Below are 20140 nucleotides of genomic sequence, written 5' to 3'. Positions count from 1 at the left end.
TTAGGGGATAGCCATGAAATACAGCACTACATTGCCGGTTAAAGCATTACCGTCTGCTGAAAAATACGATGGCAAAGGCCCTGAATACAAACGCCGATTTCACGTCATGGCGAAACCGAGCGGCTCCACCTGCAACCTCGACTGCACCTACTGTTTTTACCTGAGTAAAGAAGATCTGCTGCATCAAGACCGCCACACTGGCATGAGCGACGAAGTACTGGAAAACTTCATTCGCCAGTACATTGACGGGCAAGATGGCGAACAAGTGGTTTTCTCCTGGCAAGGTGGCGAACCCACGTTGATGGGTCTCGAGTTTTTTGAAAAAGTCGTCAAATTCCAGAAGCAGTATCAAAAGCCCGGCCAGCGCGTCGAAAACGACCTCCAAACCAATGGCGTGCTGATTAATGACAAATGGGCTGAATTCCTCAAAGAACACCGTTTTCTGGTTGGCCTGTCGATCGACGGCCCACGAGAATTGCACGACCGCTATCGCGTCACGCGCAGCGGCAAACCGACTTTCGACAAAGTGATGAAAGGCGTTGAAGCGCTCAAAAAATACAAAGTCCCTTTCAATGCACTCGTCACTGTAAACCGCACCAATGCTCGTTTCCCGCTAGAAGTTTACCGCTTTGTCACCCGCGAACTGGGTGCTACCTACGTGCAGTTCAATCCGTGCGTTGAACCTGTTGATTTCAAAGTCACCGCGCCGCAATTCTGGCGCGATGAAACCATCCCGATTACAGGCTCGCGTCGTGCAAAACCAGGCGACCTGGATTCCATCGTCACCGACTGGTCCGTTGACCCGGACGACTGGGGCACCTTCCTGAAAACCGTGTTTGAAGAGTGGGTAAACAACGATTTAGGCCGCGTGCAGGTCAACCTGTTCGAAACCGCCGTCGCCCAAACCATGGGCATGCCCGCGCAAATTTGTACCGCTTCTGAATTTTGCGGCAAAGGTCTGGCAATCGAAAAAAATGGCGATATCTACTCCTGCGACCACTACGTTTATCCCGAATACCAGATAGGCAATATCGAAAATACCAAGCTCGCCCACCTGGCCTTTTCCGAGCGGCAGAAAGCCTTTGGCATGGGTAAAAAAGAGACCCTGCCGGAATACTGTAAGCAGTGCCCGTACCTGAAATTGTGCTGGGGCGAGTGCCCGAAAAACCGACTTGTCCGCACGCCGGACGGCGAGCAAGGGCTGAACTATCTTTGCCCCGGAATCAAAGCTTTCTTCAATTACGCCGAGCCGATTCTTGTTGGGCTTGCCACTCTTTTGAAACGCGACTTTGCAGGATTACGCAAATGACTAACAGAGAGAAACTGCTTGAGCTTGAGCAGCGCATGAACGAACAAGTTCTTGGGCAAGAATCGCTGGTACGCATGTTGATTGTCGCCCTGCTGTGTGACGGGCACGTGCTGCTCGAAGGCTTGCCGGGACTTGCAAAAACACGTGCGGTGCGTGAACTCGCTAAGCACGTTGAAGGCGAATTCCGCCGCATTCAGTTCACGCCGGATTTGCTGCCGTCGGACATCACCGGCAGCGAGATTTACCAGCAAAACGCCACGCGGGAAGAAGACCAGTTCCGTTTTCGCCCAGGCCCGGTGTTCGGCAACATTATTCTCGCCGATGAAATCAACCGTGCTTCGGCTCGCGTGCAGTCAGCACTGCTTGAAGCGATGGAAGAGCGCCATGTCACCGTGGCCGGGAAAACCTGGCCGCTACCGGGCATTTTCATGGTGCTGGCAACGCAAAACCCGGTCGACCAGGAAGGCACCTGGCCTTTACCAGAAGCCCAGCTTGACCGCTTCCTGATGAAAGTCCTGGTGGATTACCCATCCAAAGCGAACGAACAAAAAGTGATGCAACTGGTGCGCACAGAGCAACAGCAAAAGTACCAGGCAGGATCGGTTGATACTGGGGAAAAACCGCCGGAAACTCTGATGTTATCGCAACAGGATATTGCTACCTGCTGGCAGGAAATCTCTGCGGTTTACGTCGCCCCAACTATTGAAAACTACATCGTGAACCTGGTGGATATGACCCGTCATCCACAAGGTGTTAGCGATACTCTCGCCAGTTACATTACTTTTGGCGTCAGCCCGCGCGGCACACTGGCACTTGACCGTTGCGGTCGGGCGCTGGCCTGGCTTGAAGGCCGCGATGCGGTATTGCCGGAAGATATTCAACATGTCGCACCTGCGGTGTTGCGCCACCGCCTGATGTTGAGCTACCAGGCCAACGCCGATAACTGCTCGCCAGATGATGTGATTCGGATGTTGCTTGATGCAGTGGTGGCGTGATGGACAGCGCATTGCAGGTGGACAGAAAAACCCTGATGGCACTGGCAGGCGAAGCACGGCTGTTATCAAACCCGCCGGGGCAAATCCCACCGGGGGCGCTTGCAGGTGAACGCGTATCACGCCAACAGGGGCGTGGGCTTAATTTTGACAGCCTCAGGCGCTATCAACCCGGTGATGATGTGCGGTTGATCGACTGGCAAGCTACAGCGCGCCTGCGATCGCCATGGATCAGGCTTTACAACGAAGAGCGCGAGCGCCCGGTTTTCTTGATAGTCGACCAACGCCTGGATATGTTTTTTGCCACTCGTGGGCAAACCAAATCCGTCACCGCCGCCAAAATTGCTGGCCTGCTGGCATGGCGCAGTTGGCATGATGGCGATCGTCTGGGTAGCGCGATTTTCAGCGATACCCAATACAGCCTGCAAAAATGCCGCTCTCCGAAGAGCAATCTCCCTGCTGTACTTGATGATGTGCTGCAATACAACCAACAGTTACCCGAACGCTATCCCGATGAAATGCCTGCCTCTGTCACGTTGACTCACGTACTACAACACGCAATTCAGCTGATCCCCAGCGGATCGTGGGTGGCTGTCATCAGCGATTTCCACGATCTGGATGCGCCGAGTGAGGCATTACTTGCAGCCCTGAGACGACGCTGCGAGATAAGCGCCTTTGTGATCCTCGACGATCTCCATCTTAAACTGCCCGCGCAAGGTGATTTGGCCGCCAGTTATCAGGGGCGTGAAGCTGCATTCTCCCTTTCACCCAGCTTAAAAGATGAGATTGCGCAGAGCATAACTTCCAGACTTTCCGGCCTGCAAAACCGGCTCACACGACTTGGGATCCGCGTAAATCAGATAGTGGTGGCGCAGGATCTTCTCAAGCAGCTACAAAAGGGAGTCTGAATGCTGGAGAAAGGATTTAGCGTGCCGGAGCTGTTAAACCCGGCGCTTCCAAAAAGTTTCTCCTGGTTCCCGCTGCCGCCAGGCTGGTTTGTTCTCGGCGGCGTATTGCTTATCGCGCTGATGATATTTGGGTTATTTCGCCTCGCACGCTGGCGGCGCAATGTGTGGCGTCGTGAAGCACTGGCGGCATTACAACAACCCCACAGCGCCGATAGCTGGCTGGAACTGATCAAACGCATTCTGCTGATGCACCAGCCGCGCAGCCAAATTAGCCACACGCTTTCCCCAGAACAACTCTTGCAACAGGTGGAAATCGACGCCGATTTGCGCCAGCAACTGAGTGCCAAATATTGCCAGCCGGATAACCAACTCGACGCAAGCCAGACTGCACGCCTGCAAACTCAATTGAAAAACTGGCTGGAGAAACTGCCGTATGTCTGAGTTTCTGAGCCGCATAGATTTCGCCTGGCCGTGGGCCTGGTTATTGATTTTCTTGCCATTGATTGGCCGCTATTTTTTGCCACAAGACCGCGAAGTGAAAGAGCATGTTCGCGTGCCATTTTTGCCAGAATTAATTGATGAACTAAAGCTCAATAGCCAGCCGGTGCGCAGCAGCAAATTTGCAGGCTTGATGTTCTGGCTGGTGTGGATTTTGTTGCTCGCCGCCCTATCGCGCCCAGAATACCTGACGCCACCACAGCATATTCAAAAACCGATGCGCGATGTGGTGCTAATTCTTGATGTCTCCGGTTCGATGGGCAAAAACGACGTGCAGGGCGGGATCACACGTTTACAGGCGGTTCAGGAATCGGTGCGTAAATTCGTCGCGGCGCGTAAAACTGACCGCATCGGGCTGGTGATTTTTGCCAGTTCGGCCTGGCCGTTTGCGCCAGTCAGCGAAGATAAACAGGCGCTACAAACCCGTATCAACCAATTGGCTCCCGGCATGATTGGCCAGCAAACCGCGATTGGTGACGCATTAGGCGTGGGTGTGAAACTGCTCGACAGCACCACCAACAAAGACGCCAGCAAACTGGCTATTTTGCTCACCGATGGCAACGACACCGCCTCGCAATTAGCCCCACCGCTTGCCGCGCAACTGGCCGCAACACATCATGTTCAGGTGCATACCATTGCTTTTGGCGACCTCAACAGCACCGGCGATGACAAAGTCGACCTCCCGCTAATGCAGGAAATTGCACGCATTACCGGAGGCAAATCCTGGACTGCCGCAGGCTCCGGCGCGGCGCTCGATAGCGTCTGGAAGGAAATCGACGCCATCACGCCGGTGCAGGTGAAATCCATCGGCTGGTCGTGGCATATTCCGCTGTTTCAGTGGCCGCTAATGCTCGCGCTGGTATTGCTGATTTTGCTCGCTATCGGTCGTTTTGTTCGGGGGAAAACAGCATGAGTGATTTCCATTTTGTTTATCCCTGGCGGCTACTCGGCCTGCTGATTTGTGCTCTGTTGTGGTTTATCAGCACCGGGCAGCGCAGCGCCTGGCACAAGATTATGGACAAGCCTTTCGCTAAGGCGCTGATTATCGGGCGGCAGAAACGACTCACTCAGGTTTTACCATGGCTGTGCGCATTAGGCGTTATCGGGCTGGCAGGCCCAACATGGCAACGCGAATTGCCTGCGGCTTTAACGCAGCAAAGCAATATGATGGTGGTTCTGCAACAAGATCCGGCAATGTACGCGCAGGATCTCGCACCCAGCCGCCACCAGCGGATGCAAAGCAAAATCATGGATTTAATGAACCGCTCTACCGGCACGCATTTCGGCCTGGTGGTGTACAACAGCCATGCATATTTAACGACCCCGCTCACTTCAGACCCATCGTTTTACGCGCTGTTTTTGCATGCCCAAAGCCCGAATTTACTGCCAGAAGGTGAAGGATCGGGACTGAAGCAGGCCATCGCCCTTGCGCTGAAAAGCTTGCCGGCAACACCGAATATGCCGCGCAATATTTTGCTGGTCGCCGACACCGTTTCAGCGCAGGACGCGGCCTGGCTTGCACAACTTAAAGCGCCGATTCAAATCTGGGTTCCAGGCACCGCTCGCGGCGGCGAACTACCGGAAAGCTACGCCCAGCGCGGCATTGATACCCGACTTAACGTCGAACGTTTCAGTCAGATTCGCGACGGAGGTATTCCCGTAACGCTTGTGACCAGTGACGACAGCGATTTATCCGTCATCACCAGTCATATCCAGCAATCGGTTAGTGCGCAAAACAATGCACGCGGTGATTTGCACTGGAAAAATAGCGGCTATCTGCTGGTTATCCCGATGCTGATTTTGTTGTTGCTTGGGCGGCGTCAGTTGATTTGCTGGCTCATTGTATTGGTGCCACTGCTCTATCTGCCGCAAAGCCAGGCCGCATGGCAGGATGCGTGGATTAGCCCGGATATGCAGGGGCAGGTAGCTTTCAAAAATGGTGATTACAAAAAAGCGGCTGAACGCTTCCAGGACCCACTCTGGCAAGGCATTGCTTACTACCGGGCGGAGGATTTTGTCGCTGCCACTTCGGCATTTCACCAGGCACCACAAACCGCTGAAACCCTGTTATGGACGGGTAATAGCTATGCCCAGCAAAAGCAGTGGCAACAGGCAATCAACAGCTATGACCGCGTGTTAAGCCTGCGACCAGACTGGAAAATGGCGCAACAAAACCGAGCTGCAATCGCCAAAATCATTATGGAATTGCGGCAAAAAGAGCGCGATCGCCAGGCGGCCCAAGGCAAAGAGCAAGACTACAAACCCGATGAGATTAAGCATGATTTGAAGAAAGATCAGGGCGTGAATCAAAAGGATATTCAACCGGTTGAAAGCAGCAGCCCGCAGGTTAACCAATGGTTTGAAAACCTCGAAGTTTCCCCGTCCGGCCTGCTGGAAAATCTCTACCGCGCCAATACGGAGGAGACACCATGAGAGCCTTGTTGATTCTGCTTTTGCTGGCGGTACTTCCAGCCCGTGCAGCAATGGACATCACACGTGAACTCGAGGTGCCGCAACATGTTGTGCCGGGACAGCCGGTACGTATCGCTATTACTTTCTGGACAGATAGCTGGTTTAACCCGCCGCCGGAGTGGCCTGATTTTATAATCGAAAACGGCTCGTTAATGAGCACACCGCTACCAAACCAGCTGTTAAGCCGCCAGAAAAATGGCATCAGTTGGAGCGGGATTCGCCTGGAAAAACAGGTCACGGCATGGGATCAAGGCGTGCTGAGTCTACCTGCGGTAGAAATTACGCTGACATCACCAAACCAGCCGCCGGTAACGGTGCAATTGCCAGAGTTGAAAAAAGAGGTGGTCTGGCCGAAAGGCGTTGAGCAGCCAGACCGTTTCTTACCTGCCAGCAACTTAACGTTAAGCCAAAAAATCACTCAGTATCACGCCAGTAAAGACACCACTCTGCACGCCGGAGATGTTGTGGAACGCATTGTCACGGTGAAAGCTAACGGAATTGTGGCGACGCAAATCCCGCAATTGCTGTACGCCATTCCAGGTACAGAAACCCAGCGCCTGACGCCTGTAAACACGATGCTGAAATCTGGGCGCGGCGAAATCGAAGGCGCACAGCGTGAAGAGACATTGCGTTATCTACCCTCACAGGCAGGAACCATCACGCTACCCCCCATTAAATTGCGTTGGTGGGATACCGCCAATCAGCAATGGCAAGTCGCGCAACTACCCGGTTCAACGATGACAGTCGCACAAGCACGCGCGGCCGGTAGCGAATCGGCACTACGCGGCACGACAGGCCAGGATAAATGGCAAACCGTGCTGGTTATCAGCGCCATTGCCTTCCTTTTGCTACTCATCTGGTTTACGCGACGCCTGCTCATGCGCTGCCTGAAATACCTGCATCATGCCTGGCGACGCTTCTGGAGCCCGGTTCAACTGCCCGAACTGACTCCCACCAAAAGGGGTGAACGATGAAAAATAAATTATTACTCAGCGCTCTGATCTTCAGCGCTATTGGCACAGCACAGGCCGCCGACCCGCTCTCCGCCTGGAACGATACCGCCGCAAAACAAGCTATTGAGCAGTGGGTGCAAAACGCAACCAACAAAGATCGCTCGACCTTTATTCCACCTGAGAAACGCTACGTTGTGTTTGATAACGACGGTACTTTGTGGCCTGAAGCACCTCTGACCTTCCAGCTACAGTTTGCAATTGATGAAGTGAAACGCCTTGCTCCACAGCATCCTGAATGGAAGAGCGACCCAATTGTAAGTGCTGTGCTGAACAACGATTTGCAAAGCGTTGCCGCCGCAGGTGAAAAAGGATTGATGCAACTGCTCGAGATAACGCACAGCAATATCACCACGGATGAATTCGACCAACGCGTCAGTAACTGGGTAGCCAGTCATCGTGATAACCGTTTTGGCTGCCATTACGACCAGATGGGCTACCAACCAATGCGTCAGTTGCTCGACTACCTGCGCGACAATGGTTTTAAAACGTGGATTATTTCCGGCGGCGGCATCGATTTTATGCGTGTCGTGGCGCAGAGGATGTACGGTATCCCGCCAGAACAAGTGGTGGGATCATTCTCACTGAGTGAGTTTTCGCTAACGGACAACGGCACGCAACTGCGTAAAACCATGAAAGGCGCGTTTAACGACGATGCTGCCGCCAAGCCGGTCGCCATTCATCTATTTATGGGCCAACGCCCGGTTGCAGCATTTGGTAACAGTGACGGCGATTTGGCGATGATGCAGTACACCGCAGCAAACCCGGACTACAAAACTTTCGGCTTACTGGTTCACCATACGGATGCACAACGTGAATATGCGTACGACAGTCATCCACCAGCGAGCGGAAAACTGGTTGAAGGGTTAACGGTGGCGAAGGAAAAAGGTTGGACGGTAGTGGATATGAAGCAGGACTGGAGAACGGTGTTTAACCCGAAATCCTGTGTTCCGGAATCGCCAAAACAGTAAATCATAGGGTGGATAAGCATGAACGCCATCCACCTTAAAATGAAGTCTTCTTATTCTGCGAACAACTGTTCGATGGACTTAGTGGGGTAGAAAAGCGAATTCGCATTGTCGCCTACCAATGCAGTAAATCCGAGTTTGAGATAAAACTGCATCGCCCCCGCGTTAATGGCATCCACAAACATTCCGTGAATCCCCACCGCCTGTGATGCAAGCCAGATCGTTTTCATCGCGTGCGTGACAAGCGTTGTGCCCCACTCTTGCCCACGAAGATCTTTATGAACCGCCAGGCGCCCTAACGTGACGCTGGGAACATTGGCATAAGGGACTTGCCGCTTCTGTGTATTCGACGGAAGTGTCGCCTTTTCAAAGCAGCTGCCCGACAACGTATAGTAGCCGAACACTTTCGATTTCTGCTCTTTAGCAACAAGCAAGTAGCCGCGTAAGATACGGCCACTATGTTGACGTGCAAGATGATCGGTTAGAAAAGTATTCAACGATTCTTCACCGCAATCGAAGCCGGAAAAATCGTATTCAGCATCCTGCGAAAAAATCTCAATCATCATGTCAGCCACGCATTACTCCATATTTTGTAAGCGTTTAGCGGCACTTTTAAGCCTGGCGTTCGGTGCAGGCGGATTGCTGAGAGCCTCCATCACCAAATCCCACGATTCTTCATTAAGAACCAGACGGCGATGTTGCTCAATGACTTGTGCAGCACGTTCAGAAGCGCTGGCTACCATAAACTGAGTGATAGTCTGGTTGGACATTGCCGCAGCTTCTTCGATTAAGCTCTTGTCGTCGTCAGTTAATCTGAGATCGATGCGCTGTTTTTTTAATGCTGACATAGTGCGCTCCATAACTGCTCGCGTTGGCATAGGAAATTATGTACGGTGTTTTTCCGTACGCTGACTATAGAGTGGAATGAATAAATTTTCAACAAGTGATCCGGTGGGGAACCGTATCGGACAGAAACGAAAAAACCCGCCGAAGCGGGTTTTTAAATTCTTTAGAGCTTAGTTAACGCTAACCTTACAGGCTAGTTACGTTACCAGCTGCTGGGCCTTTAGCGCCGTTCTCGATGGTGAAGGAAACTTTCTGGCCTTCATCAAGAGATTTGTAACCGTCGTTCTGGATTGCAGAGAAGTGAACGAACAGGTCTTTAGAACCGTCGTCTGGAGTGATGAAGCCGAAACCTTTATCAGCGTTGAACCATTTTACCAGACCAGTCATTTTGTTAGACATGTGTATTACCTTTTGAATTGAGTGTGCCTTACGGCGATTTGGTATGCTTTACAGATTTTATGAAGCGGTAGAGGAGCACACGACAAAGGGTATCCAGGGATGACTCTTGAAGGACTGCTTTACTAGGTTGCTTTAAAGGTCTGTACGTCAAACCGATGGGGCGTATTAACTCATGCTTAGGCGATGAATGACAAGGATTATTTTAGCCGTCCACAGCTCTATAGCTAAATTACGTCTCATTTACCGTTTCGTTTAGGGGGTGCGAATGGCATCCTTTCGCCCCCATCTACCACTACCTTAACCAGTTGTTAGTAATCAATTTTAGCTACGCGACGCAGTGCTTCTGGCGTCACTTCTGGCAGGCCAAAAAACTCCATATATGCAGGAATCATCTCAAACAACATATCTGTTCCAGGTTGTATCTGGCAGTCTCTTTTCATGGCTGCCTGCAAAAATGGCGTGATTTCGCTCTTCATTACCACCTCTCCCACGAAGGTTCCTGGCGTTATCGCGCTAACGTCCACCGGTAATTCGTCACCGGTATTCATACCCAGCGGCGTTGCGTTAACAACAATGGAAAACTCTTTCGGGTTGCGCAACCCGGTAAGCACCTTAAGAGACGGATAGTGGCTACGTAAACGTTTTGCCAGCTCTTCGCAGCTTTCAGTCCGGCTATCAAACAGCGCCAACGTATCAACCCCGGCAGCCGCCAGAGACGCTGCAATAGCGGAACCCACGCCACCGCTACCCACGACTAACGCACGCGCTCCACCCACCTGAATACCTTTGCGCAACACGCCACGCACGAAACCGTCGCCATCAAACATATCGCCACGCAATGAGCCGTCCGCCTCAAGGCGAATGGCATTACACGCCCCGGCAATTTGCGCCGTTGGGCTCATAGTGTGAACTAGCTCACAAGTTGAAACTTTATGCGGCATCGTCACCAACGCGCCAATAATATTGGTCATGCGAAAGAGAGAAGGAATCAACTGCACATAGTCTTCTGCCCTCACCCCCATCGGCACCACTTTGATATCTATGCCTTGCTCATCAAACCAGGGGTTGTAAATCATCGGTGCTTTGAAAGTGGTTGTCGGGTAGCCCAGGTGGGCGATTAAACGAGTATTGCCACTGATATCCATAATTAGTCCGCCAGCTCAATACGTTTGATATCGCCAAGAATAAAGACGTAAGCGAATACGCCCAGCAACGCGGCACCGCCGATGTACACCAGCGCGTAGAAAAAGTTGCCGGTCGCCGCAACGATAAAACCAACAATCAGTGGCGTGATAATAGAGGCCAGGTTTGAGCAGAAGTTAAATAACCCGCCTGTCAGACCCGCTAAATTTTTCGGGGCCATATCGGATATCAGCGTCCAGCCGAGTCCCACCATGCCTTGCCCAAAGAACGCTACCGACATCACCGTAATCACCAGCGCATCGGTTGGCATCCAGTTAGCCGAAATAATCAGACTGGCCATCAACAACCCAGAAATGATTGGCAATTTACGGGCGATATTCACCGAACCGGTACGTTTGAGGATTTGGTCGGAGACCCAGCCACCAAACATCACACCCACTGCGGCGGCAAGGAACGGCAAAATGGCGAAGAAGCCCACTTTCAGCCATGGCATATGGCGTTCGGTAGCAAGGTAGGTTGGGAACCAGGTCAGGAAGAACACCAGCGTCGTGTTCCCGGCAAACTGGCCAATGCCCGCACCGAGGATTTGGCGGCATTTAATAAGCCTTGCGACATTCGCCCAGCTAAAGTTCATCTTCGGTTCAGGCTCGGCCTCTTTGAGATCGTGACCGATGTATTCAAGCTCAAGACTGTTGGCAGTTTTGGACTCGTGCGGTTCGTGATAAAAGCGCCACCACACCAGCACAAACAAAATGCCCACGACGCCAACGGTGATAAACAACGCGCGCCAGCCGAAGGTTTCCATAATAAAGAACAGCAACGGCGCAAACGCAGCAAGGCCAATGTATTCCCCAACGGTATAAACCGCCGTAGCGCGTGCACGTTCATGCTGCGGGAACCATTTCCCCACCACGCGACTGTTCACCGGGAAGCATGGTGCTTCACTAATCCCTAAACCTAAGCGGCATAGCAGCAGCGTTTTCAGGCCAACGGTTAAACCGTGGAACAGGGTAAATGCCGACCAGAAAAACAGCGCCAGCGCATAGGTGACTTTATTGCCAAAGCGGTCAAGGAAGATGCCGCCTGGGATTTGCATTGCCGCGTAAGTCCAGGCAAACGCCGAGAACACAATCCCCATCGTTGCTGCACCGATGCCAAGATCGGCACTCAGTTGCGGTGCTGCAATACCAAGCACGGTACGGTCGAGATAGTTAATCATGGTTCCGATAGCCAGAAGGGTCAGGATAACCATTCGGGTACGGGTTCTTTTTACAACACCAGTTTTCTGGGCAGCGATGTCGCCCTGGCCATAACTCGCCATGGTTTTTACCTCGGTTATTTGTAGGTTACAGGTGTCTTATTGAACCTTAAGGTTCATTTATTGTTGTAAATCGCATTAACGCATTTGCATAGCGGCCAACCGCACGGCGGCGTTGGTTGCACCGTACTGTTGATAATCTCCCCGCCGTTCAACTAATTCAAAGAAGAAACGGTCCGGGCGGAAAGGTGGTGTATAGGCATGCAAAAACTCATGCTGACGCGCATCTCGTTCATAAAGAATATCCAGGCGATCAAGACCTTGCAGCAATGGGTTATTTGCCCCGTACCGCGCCAGCAAATCGTCATAATAGTTTGCCGGAATGGGCAGCAATTTCAGCCCTTGTGATTGCAGTCCTTCTACCGTCGCGAGCAAATCATCACAGGAAAACGCGGCGTGTTGCAGGCCCGTGCCCTGATAACTGGCAACCGAACGGGCAATTTGCGTATCAAGGCTGTGCGACATATTCAGCGGCAAGCGGATCGACTGACAAGGGCTGTGCATCACCTGGCTTCTGACCAGGCCATACGGATCTGGCACGCTCAGTTCGTTATCCAGTTCAAATCCGAACACCGCGCGGAAAAACATAATCCAGTTATCACGACTGCCTTCTACCAGCCCTAACGCCAGATGATCAATCCCAAGTAAGCTGCCCTGGTTGGCGGTTTCTGAAAGGTTGAAATCGGTTTGATAAATATCGCTTTCACCCTGCTCTGGTGCCTCAATCAGATAAATCAGGCTACCGTCAGGCGCACACACTGCCGCCAGTGCACGCTCATCTGGCCCATGCTTTTCATGCCAGATCGGGTAACCGTAATCCTGCGCCCGTTGCACTACATTTTCCGCCCCTTTCACGCGCCACGCCATCGCGCACAGCGAAACACCGTGGCGACGATGAAACTCATCGGCCCAGCTATGCGACTGATGGTTGAGAATCACATTCACCCCACCGTTACGCCACAGTGAAACATCCTTAGAACGGTGCTCACCAGCTTGTGCAAAACCCAGTGGTTGCAGTGCTTCGCCCAATGCCTGTGCGTCTTTTGCATCGGTGGCAAATTCTAAAAACTCGATACCCTGGTAACTGGCCTGGGTTGCGCTATGGAACAGTTGCGCATCAATTTGCGGATTAGTATTCCAGGTCTGCTCTTCCAGCCAAAGCAGCGAGCGATAACCATCTTTGGCGGTTGGTGCATTTGGCGTAGCGCGGAAACTGTCGTTGAAAATCTCCAGCGACCATGGGCCACGGTAGCCCTTTTCCGTCAGCAAGCGGGTAAATTCAACCACCGGCAATTCACCCTGGCCTGGGAAGCAGCGGAAATGGCGGCTCCACTCAAGCACATCCATTTTCATCAACGGCGCGTCGGCCAGTTGCAGGAAGGTAATTTTATCGACCGGAATGTCATCGAGATTAATCAGTTGGTCACCCAACGAAAGCACATGGAAGCTGTCGAGAACCAGTCCCAACGCCGGGCTGTTGACCTGTTTTACACGCTCCCATGCCTGGCGATAACGGTTCACATGGGTGCCCCAGGCCAGCGCTTCATAGCCAACGGTTATTTCATTACGTTGGGCTAACTCAGCCAAATGCGCCAGGTCACTGACCTGCAAATCAAGATTCGGCGAACAATCGGGTGCCACGTTGCTACACAGCAGCATGGTGTTGCACCCCAGCTCGTGCATCAGGGCAAACTTACGCCGCGCACGTTCCAGATTGCTGGCAAACTGCGGGCGCGACGCGCCTTCGAAATCGCGGAACGGCTGAAACAATGTAATAGTCAGCCCGAGATCGGCCGCCATTTTTCGCACATCGGCAGGCGTGCCTGGGTAATAAAGAAGATCATTTTCAAAGATTTCTACACCGTCAAAACCAGCAGCCGAAATTGCGGCCAGTTTTTCAGGCAACGTGCCAGAGATAGATACGGTTGCAATTGAACGCTGCATGATGGCTCCTGGTCTGTCGGGATAAGTCGGTTAATGTTGTATCATTTGGTTCATATTGCAAATTTATAGTTAATTTATTGTTACACCAGATCACACCTCAGAAAGTTAAAAAAAATAGCGGGCGATTACCGAACAAAACAAAGTGGGGTTACACTTTTCAATCTCTCACTGGCAATCAAAAGGCAGACACAACATGTCAGATAATAACTATCAGCCGCCAAAAGTTTGGACTTGGCAAAAAGGCGAAGGCGGCACCTTTGCTAACATCAACCGTCCGATAGCGGGCCCAACTCACGAACGCACGCTACCAATCGGCAAGCATCCATTGCAGCTTTATTCACTTGGCACACCGAACGGGCAGAAGGTGACTATTCTGCTTGAGGAGCTTCTGGCTCTGGGTGTAAGCGAAGCTGAATACGATGCGCATCTGATTCGTATCGGTGAAGGGGATCAATTCTCCAGCGGCTTTGTAGACGTGAACCCGAATTCAAAAATCCCGGCACTCATGGACCATTCGGTAACACCACCGATTCGCGTGTTTGAATCCGGCGCAATCTTGCTCTACCTGGCGGAGAAATTCGGCCATTTCCTGCCTAAAGATCTCGCCGCACGCACTGAAACCTTGAACTGGCTGTTCTGGTTACAGGGCTCAGCGCCATATCTGGGCGGTGGCTTCGGTCATTTCTATAATTACGCACCAATGAAAATTGAGTACGCAATTAACCGTTTTGCTATGGAAACTAAGCGCCAGTTAGACGTGCTCGACAGGCAGCTGGCGACACATCGTTTTATTTCAGGTGATGAATATACGATTGCAGATATCGCCATTTGGCCGTGGTACGGCAGCCTGGCAAAAGGCGGGCTGTATAGCGCGGCTGAATTCCTCGACCTCGCTTCGTACAAAAACTTCGTACGCTGGGCCGATGAAGTCGCAAGCCGCCCGGCGGTTAAGCGTGGGCGCATTGTTAACCGCACCTTCGGTGAGCCGTCTGAGCAGTTGCATGAACGCCACGATGCGTCGGACTTTGAATTACGTACCGAAGATAAGCTGGCGAAGTAGACACAGTTGTACTCAACCACGCCCTGCAAGTTTTCAGTATGCAGGGCGTAAAAATTTAAAATTAAACAAACTATGGGTGGTTTAAGCCTAACCGTTGCAGGTAAGTTGCCGTCTGAATTATTCAGTGAGCAAACTGCAAGGAAATATCGTGTTAAAAAAATTCGTACTCGTATTCACTTTCGTTATTGCCGGATGTGCCAATCCAGGTGATGAGACGGTTGACGCCCTAAATACCCTCGAATTCCATCCCGGCACGATGTCTCCAGCTATTAATAGCAGTCCGGAAGAATTGCAAACTTTGCATACTTCTAATAAGGAGGTGATTACCCGTCTCACCACAGAAATAAAAGCGGCACGGGTCGATAACCTCAGAAGTGTAGATGTTTTTGATAATCGCTATGGTATTGATGATGTTTTTCAGGCGCTGACTCGGCTCGAACAATTTGATGAGCTGAATAACACTTATCTAAAAGATCAAAACAAAGATGGATTAGTGCAGATTGGCAAAGCCTTAAAACCAATAAAAGAGAAAACATCCTGAGCCAACTAAAATTGGTGGATGTCGCTTACGCTAGTCCACCTACCAACGACTTACTGAAACTCGGATAAGCGGTGCTCCATCCGACTCTCGTTCACTCAATAATCAGTAAAGTTGCTTCTCAATCAGCATTTGCTGTAACTGCTTTTTTTGTTCCGTGGTTAATACCTGGCTGACATTAAACAGGTACTTTGCTCGCTGGTAGCGCACCTTACTCTGAATATCACCGATAGCATTAAGTTGTTTCTTCGCTGCGCTATCATCCCAGACGCCAGAATGGAACATATCAACAATCGCATCTTGTGTTAAAGCATCGGTATTAATTTTGGCGATCTCTTTTTGCGTATCTTCACGCAATGCTTTTACCTTCTGCGTTTGCTCTGGTGAGAAATTTAATTGCTTCGCCAATGAATCCTGCGGCAGCGTTTCTGTAGCAGAAGATGCAACAGCCATTCCTGAAAAAGCCAGTGCCGTAATCAATGTGGCAATTTTAAATACTTTCTTCATTCTATACCCTTAAACATAGTGTGTATTAATAGCATCTGAACGCCCACATTATTAACGCAGTAACAACATCATTAGAAATCATTAGTTATTTATTTTTAAACAAACCAATTAATTGTATTTAAAAGTTTATTATTATAATAAAGGTTATACGTCACATGGAGTACCTAATGCTTATCACACAAATTATAACTTTGTTCTTATTCGTATTTTTGCAATGGGTTATTGTCAAACGTACCGGACTGAAACCCTGGGTTTCACTTTTATTACTACTTCCGCTAATCAATTTGTTCGTATACTTTTATATCGCAACTGCACGCTGGCCAAATGAAAAAAACCAAAAATGTCCAGATTGAATCAAGTGAACAACTACATCGCAAAGAAAAACAGAACCGTCAAGGTTGGCTGGCAGGGTTATTTTCATTACTGTACACTATATTTGCGGTGATATTTAATGAATACAGTAATTATGTTGAATTGAAATACCTACAAACTCCTGTTGAGTTTTTAGTTATTGCACTACTCACCTATCTTATTTTTATCAAGAGCAAGATTGGCGCAGTGCTTATGGTTATTTATTTCGCCACACACAAGATAATACTATTACTTTCTGGGCTTTATTTCTCAGTAAGTAACATCATTATCGATGTTGTTTTGTTTTACTGCTATCTTACTGCGGCCCGCGAAATTAATTTCCCATACAAAACCTAATAAAAAGCCACACTATGTTGCCATAGTGTGGCTGCTGAGCACTAACTATTTGATTATTACTTACATAGCCTACATCCTTATTGGCTATAAACAGCATAGAACCATTTTCCTCAGTACTCAATTATCTTTTTATTTAAAAATAAATGCTGCATTATGGATAAAAAAATACCCGCCGGACAGGCGGGCACATTGTATTGGCGCAATAAAGCACACAAACAACATTAAAAAATATCTAATCACTCGGGATTGATAATATCAATGAGACTTGATGCATCAACAAAATAATTTTAATGCGCGATTTGTTATCGGGCAATTGTCTTCGCATATAAAAATAAATTGATCAGAAGTTGAAATTAACCGCAGCGTAGCCCCCATCGGCTAAGATGTTATCGCTATGACCATCTTTTCCCTGCATACCCACATAGCGATATCCACCTTCAACTGACAGCGTTGGGTTAACTTTCCAGCGAATGCCTGCGTTCGCTTCCCCATACTGGTCAACCCCACTGGAGAGTGAATCAGGCGAATAATATGCATCACCAAACAGACTAAAATGATCACCAAGTGGAAGTTGCGCGCCACCGCCAACGGCTACGGCATAACCTTCATCACCATCACTCGGATTGAGGTACAGTGTTTTCCCACCCAATGTCACCAAAACAGACCCAAGCGGTATATTCCAGCCCATTCCCAGACTGGCAATATCACCATCATTATCGTTGTGCGCCCAATTACCATTGAAGGTAAAACCCGGTTCGTTTGCACCAAAACTCATTCCAAGATTAGTCCAGTCGGCACCAGCCTCACCGTGAAATGCCACCGCATTGGCATTCGTTACTGCAAAGGTGTTGAATACGATTAACGCAATAAGAGTCTTTTTCATCATAATCCTTGAAATCACTGCAGAGAGATAACTCTATGGTTTTGATATTTCAGGGACGGATGGTATTCAGACTCCCAGGGAGAGGGAATTTGATTTTTGTTTAATTTTAAATAAAAGAAGATTGGGCGAAAATTATTTCGCCAGTACTTTTAGTTATTAGCCAGAATGTAAACCTGCCTCAGAATTTCTCCGGCAAGTTGATCACCGCCAGTAAATACCCACCACGCTTAATATTGATGTACCCGCCGTTTTTTAGCGCAAACATTACATTCAAAATACTGCTGCGCGATAAGTGAGTTCTTTCCTGAATGTAATCAAGAATGGAAGTTCTCAACCGCGAATCTTCAGGCAGGCGGTTCATTTCAATAAGATGGCCTCGAATGATGGAATAGGTGCGTTGCTGCACCACCACAGAATCGCGATAGAAAAGATGGGTAGTATAATAAGCGAGTATCACCGCAATATCTTTCCACATCCCTTCCTGAGTAATGATTTCATGAGCAAGGCTGGCATCAAGACGCAGCATGGTGCATTCAGTTTCTACACGCAAAATATGGCTGCGTAATGGCTGGATGCTTTCTGCAATACCAAACAGATTCTGGCCAGAGACCGTAGCGATAACCAGGCCATCAGCCGCCCGCAAGACAGAGATCTCGCCTTGCTTGAAGATATAAAATTGCGGGATCTCTTTATATTCCCAGTTTATCCGTTTACGGGGAATCACCTCCATCGGTGTTCCGTGGGGTTCGAGGATGGCAATCAGACGCTGGATAGCGGATTCCGGGCGGGTTGGAGGAGAGATAGTCATTATTTTTCCTGAAATTGCTCACTGTATGCACAGGTTCCTTGAAGTATATACCACGCCAACGATCTGGCTGGGTGCGCTACATTGCGGTGTTTGGCTTATAGATACAACCGTGTTTATTAAAACTAAAACAATATTCAGCAACATTCTTACAACTATTTCCATGATGCAAAGAATTGTAATTTCCAGGTTTTCCTCTTGCACACTATTATGGCTTTGTGCAATTGAATATTTATCCTCTATTTATTTTTAAACAAAATAAAAGTGGAGCGATACTCACCTTATCTTTAGTGTCTCCAGACATTTTCTCACGGGGGCACCCATCTATGTTTCTCGATTACTTTGCCTTAGGCGCACTTATTTTCGTGGCACTGACGCTCTTTTATGGCGTTATTGTTGTACACGACATCCCCTATGAAATAGCAGTACATCGTAATCATCCCCATCAAGATGCTATTCATGCAGCAGGATGGGTAAGCCTATTTACTTTGCATGTTTTATGGCCGTTCCTGTGGATCTGGGCGATGTTATATCGTGAAGACAGAGGCTGGGGGTTTGCCGTCAAAAATAATGAAATGGAAATGCTACGTGAAAGGTTACTCCGGCTGGAGTCCCTGCATGAGAAAAACCAAAGCAAGTCATCAGTAACCGACTAATTGAGCAGGATTCATTGTGGATTTATTACTCATTCTTACATATACCGCCATTTGCTTCGGTATATTTAAATTCTTTAAAATTCCGTTAAATAAATGGAGTGTGCCTACCGCTGTGTTGGGTGGCATTATTCTTATTGGCTCGTTGTTATTATTAATGAATTATAACCATCCATACACCGAACGAGCCCAGATGGTTACCGTTACGTTACCCATCATCCCCGAAGTGCAAGGCGTCGTGGTAGAAGTGACCGCCAATGCCAATCAGAAGATGAAAAAAGGGGATTTCCTATTTCGGGTTGACCCCACTGCCTATGAAGCCAAAGTCGAAGCAATAAAAGGTGAGATAGAAAGCGCTCAGCAAAATGTAGAGATGCTCAAAGCACGCCTTGCTTCCGAAAACGCCGATATCGCACAGGCAAAAGCAGAGCGCGATTTAGCCTTGAAAGATGCCGACCGTTACCGCAACGGCAGCCGGGACAAACTGAAAAGCCCGTTTACCGATCAAGAAGTTGTTCGCGCACAGCAGACGTATCTGGCCGCGCAAGCACAGTGGCGCTCTTCCCTCTCGAAGAGAGATCAAACAGCGGCACAGCTTGATGCCATGATAAACGGTGAAAACGCCACGGTTTACCGGCTGAAAGCAAACCTCAAAGAAGCAGAGTACTTCCTTGCAAAAACCGTGATTCGCGCGCCGAGCGATGGCTACGCGACACAGCTTTTGCTGAAACCCGGTATGTTCGTGCGCCCGTTGCCGCTGCGCCCGGTGATGGTGTTCGTTCCGGATCAAAAAACCAGTGTTTATGCCGTATTCCGCCAAAACTCCGCCCTACGCTTAGTCGCAGGCGACCAGGCCGAAGTGGTATTTAATGGCCTGCCCGGCAGTGTCGTGCAAGGCACTGTAAAGCAAATCCTCCCCGCGATCGCTAACAGCAGCTATCAGGCGCAAGGCCATCTACAAGGCTTGAGCCTTGACCCGAAACTCGACGGTATCTATGCGGAAATTGAGCTGAAAAACGTTGCCGATGTTCAAAGGCTACCCGCAGGAACCATGGGCCAGGTCGCAGTGTATTCCGGTTATTTCGAGCACGTTTCCATTATTCGCAAAATCCTGCTGCGCATGACCAGTTGGATGCACTATCTCTATATTGATCATTAGTTTAAGGTAAGAAAGGGAGC

Annotated in this window: 22 protein-coding genes; 13 read left to right on the top strand and 9 right to left on the bottom strand. The window is 49.8% G+C overall.

Annotation, left to right across the window (positions count from 1 at the left end):
* Positions 1 to 13: 13 nt before the first annotated feature.
* The 8 genes from LVQ79_RS14035 to LVQ79_RS14000 are packed head-to-tail and all read left to right on the top strand — an operon-like array spanning position 14 to position 8160.
* Positions 14 to 1309, top strand: a complete 1296-nt coding sequence (locus LVQ79_RS14035) for an anaerobic sulfatase maturase (RefSeq protein WP_232865443.1) — start codon at positions 14 to 16, stop codon at positions 1307 to 1309.
* A complete protein-coding gene (locus LVQ79_RS14030) occupies positions 1306 to 2304 on the top strand; it encodes an AAA family ATPase (RefSeq protein WP_232865442.1) in 999 nt (332 codons plus the stop codon). Before LVQ79_RS14035 ends, LVQ79_RS14030 begins: the two co-directional genes overlap by 4 nt.
* On the top strand, positions 2304 to 3209 hold the full coding sequence (locus LVQ79_RS14025; protein WP_232865441.1) for a DUF58 domain-containing protein: 906 nt from the start codon (positions 2304 to 2306) through the stop codon (positions 3207 to 3209). The genes LVQ79_RS14030 and LVQ79_RS14025 overlap by 1 nt, the downstream gene beginning before the upstream one ends.
* On the top strand, positions 3210 to 3650 hold the full coding sequence (locus tag LVQ79_RS14020; RefSeq protein WP_232865440.1) for a DUF4381 domain-containing protein: 441 nt from the start codon (positions 3210 to 3212) through the stop codon (positions 3648 to 3650). It begins immediately after the preceding gene.
* A complete protein-coding gene (locus LVQ79_RS14015; protein ID WP_232865439.1) occupies positions 3643 to 4620 on the top strand; it encodes a vWA domain-containing protein in 978 nt (325 codons plus the stop codon). Before LVQ79_RS14020 ends, LVQ79_RS14015 begins: the two co-directional genes overlap by 8 nt.
* Complete coding sequence (locus tag LVQ79_RS14010) at positions 4617 to 6140, top strand: vWA domain-containing protein (RefSeq protein ID WP_232865438.1); 1524 nt, start codon at positions 4617 to 4619, stop codon at positions 6138 to 6140. Before LVQ79_RS14015 ends, LVQ79_RS14010 begins: the two co-directional genes overlap by 4 nt.
* On the top strand, positions 6137 to 7153 hold the full coding sequence (locus tag LVQ79_RS14005; protein ID WP_232865437.1) for an oxygen tolerance domain protein: 1017 nt from the start codon (positions 6137 to 6139) through the stop codon (positions 7151 to 7153). Before LVQ79_RS14010 ends, LVQ79_RS14005 begins: the two co-directional genes overlap by 4 nt.
* Positions 7150 to 8160 carry an HAD family hydrolase gene (locus LVQ79_RS14000; protein ID WP_232865436.1) on the top strand — a complete coding sequence of 337 codons (1011 nt, stop codon included), beginning with the start codon at positions 7150 to 7152 and terminating at the stop codon, positions 8158 to 8160. The genes LVQ79_RS14005 and LVQ79_RS14000 overlap by 4 nt, the downstream gene beginning before the upstream one ends.
* Positions 8161 to 8210: 50 nt before the next feature.
* On the opposite strand, the gene LVQ79_RS13995 is transcribed toward LVQ79_RS14000, so the two are convergent.
* The 6 genes from LVQ79_RS13995 to LVQ79_RS13970 all read right to left on the bottom strand — a co-directional run bounded on the left by LVQ79_RS13995 (position 8211) and on the right by LVQ79_RS13970 (position 13807).
* The gene (locus LVQ79_RS13995) at positions 8211 to 8732 is read right to left on the bottom strand and encodes a GNAT family N-acetyltransferase (RefSeq protein WP_232865435.1); all 522 of its coding nucleotides are present in this window, start codon (positions 8730 to 8732) and stop codon (positions 8211 to 8213) included.
* Positions 8733 to 8735: 3 nt separating this feature from the next.
* Positions 8736 to 9005, bottom strand: coding sequence for a type II toxin-antitoxin system TacA family antitoxin (locus LVQ79_RS13990; RefSeq protein WP_151994147.1), 270 nt, complete (start codon positions 9003 to 9005; stop codon positions 8736 to 8738).
* A 184-nt stretch (positions 9006 to 9189) separates the two neighbouring features.
* Positions 9190 to 9402 carry a transcription antiterminator/RNA stability regulator CspE gene (cspE, locus tag LVQ79_RS13985; protein ID WP_034461105.1) on the bottom strand — a complete coding sequence of 71 codons (213 nt, stop codon included), beginning with the start codon at positions 9400 to 9402 and terminating at the stop codon, positions 9190 to 9192.
* A 308-nt stretch (positions 9403 to 9710) separates the two neighbouring features.
* Entirely contained in the window at positions 9711 to 10547 is an 837-nt protein-coding gene (locus LVQ79_RS13980; RefSeq protein WP_232865434.1) for a shikimate dehydrogenase family protein, read from the bottom strand.
* A 2-nt stretch (positions 10548 to 10549) separates the two neighbouring features.
* Positions 10550 to 11866, bottom strand: a complete 1317-nt coding sequence (locus tag LVQ79_RS13975) for an MFS transporter (RefSeq protein ID WP_151994149.1) — start codon at positions 11864 to 11866, stop codon at positions 10550 to 10552.
* 75 nt (positions 11867 to 11941) lie between these two features.
* Positions 11942 to 13807 (bottom strand): bifunctional sugar phosphate isomerase/epimerase/4-hydroxyphenylpyruvate dioxygenase family protein, encoded by a 1866-nt coding sequence (locus LVQ79_RS13970; protein ID WP_232865433.1) that lies wholly within the window; start codon positions 13805 to 13807, stop codon positions 11942 to 11944.
* A gap of 193 nt (positions 13808 to 14000) precedes the next feature.
* Here LVQ79_RS13970 and yghU point away from each other — a divergent pair, with 193 nt between their 5' ends.
* Both yghU and LVQ79_RS13960 read left to right on the top strand, forming a co-directional pair.
* The gene (yghU, locus tag LVQ79_RS13965) at positions 14001 to 14867 is read left to right on the top strand and encodes a glutathione-dependent disulfide-bond oxidoreductase (RefSeq protein WP_232865432.1); all 867 of its coding nucleotides are present in this window, start codon (positions 14001 to 14003) and stop codon (positions 14865 to 14867) included.
* 148 nt (positions 14868 to 15015) lie between these two features.
* Positions 15016 to 15408 carry a KPN_03583 family lipoprotein gene (locus tag LVQ79_RS13960; RefSeq protein WP_232865431.1) on the top strand — a complete coding sequence of 131 codons (393 nt, stop codon included), beginning with the start codon at positions 15016 to 15018 and terminating at the stop codon, positions 15406 to 15408.
* Positions 15409 to 15510: 102 nt separating this feature from the next.
* Here LVQ79_RS13960 and LVQ79_RS13955 read toward each other — a convergent pair whose 3' ends face one another.
* Positions 15511 to 15912: a Spy/CpxP family protein refolding chaperone gene (locus LVQ79_RS13955; protein ID WP_232865430.1), complete on the bottom strand. Its 402-nt coding sequence runs from the start codon at positions 15910 to 15912 to the stop codon at positions 15511 to 15513.
* Between the two features lie 324 nt (positions 15913 to 16236).
* Here LVQ79_RS13955 and LVQ79_RS13950 point away from each other — a divergent pair, with 324 nt between their 5' ends.
* The gene (locus tag LVQ79_RS13950) at positions 16237 to 16620 is read left to right on the top strand and encodes a hypothetical protein (RefSeq protein ID WP_232865429.1); all 384 of its coding nucleotides are present in this window, start codon (positions 16237 to 16239) and stop codon (positions 16618 to 16620) included.
* A gap of 340 nt (positions 16621 to 16960) precedes the next feature.
* Here the strand turns inward: LVQ79_RS13950 and LVQ79_RS13945 are convergent, their stop codons facing one another.
* A complete protein-coding gene (locus LVQ79_RS13945) occupies positions 16961 to 17503 on the bottom strand; it encodes a YfaZ family outer membrane protein (protein ID WP_232865428.1) in 543 nt (180 codons plus the stop codon).
* A 178-nt stretch (positions 17504 to 17681) separates the two neighbouring features.
* On the bottom strand, positions 17682 to 18311 hold the full coding sequence (locus LVQ79_RS13940) for a helix-turn-helix domain-containing protein (protein WP_232865427.1): 630 nt from the start codon (positions 18309 to 18311) through the stop codon (positions 17682 to 17684).
* Between the two features lie 323 nt (positions 18312 to 18634).
* Here LVQ79_RS13940 and LVQ79_RS13935 point away from each other — a divergent pair, with 323 nt between their 5' ends.
* Both LVQ79_RS13935 and LVQ79_RS13930 read left to right on the top strand, forming a co-directional pair.
* Positions 18635 to 18964 (top strand): DUF3302 domain-containing protein, encoded by a 330-nt coding sequence (locus tag LVQ79_RS13935; protein ID WP_232865426.1) that lies wholly within the window; start codon positions 18635 to 18637, stop codon positions 18962 to 18964.
* 16 nt (positions 18965 to 18980) lie between these two features.
* The gene (locus tag LVQ79_RS13930) at positions 18981 to 20120 is read left to right on the top strand and encodes an HlyD family secretion protein (protein WP_232865425.1); all 1140 of its coding nucleotides are present in this window, start codon (positions 18981 to 18983) and stop codon (positions 20118 to 20120) included.
* Positions 20121 to 20140 lie beyond the last annotated feature (20 nt).

This window comes from Buttiauxella cochleicola, from assembly GCF_021282405.1.
Taxonomy (GTDB): Bacteria; Pseudomonadota; Gammaproteobacteria; order Enterobacterales; family Enterobacteriaceae; genus Buttiauxella; species Buttiauxella massiliensis.
Note: the sequence above shows the minus strand (reverse complement) of the source record. Positions and strands in the feature narration are given on the sequence as shown.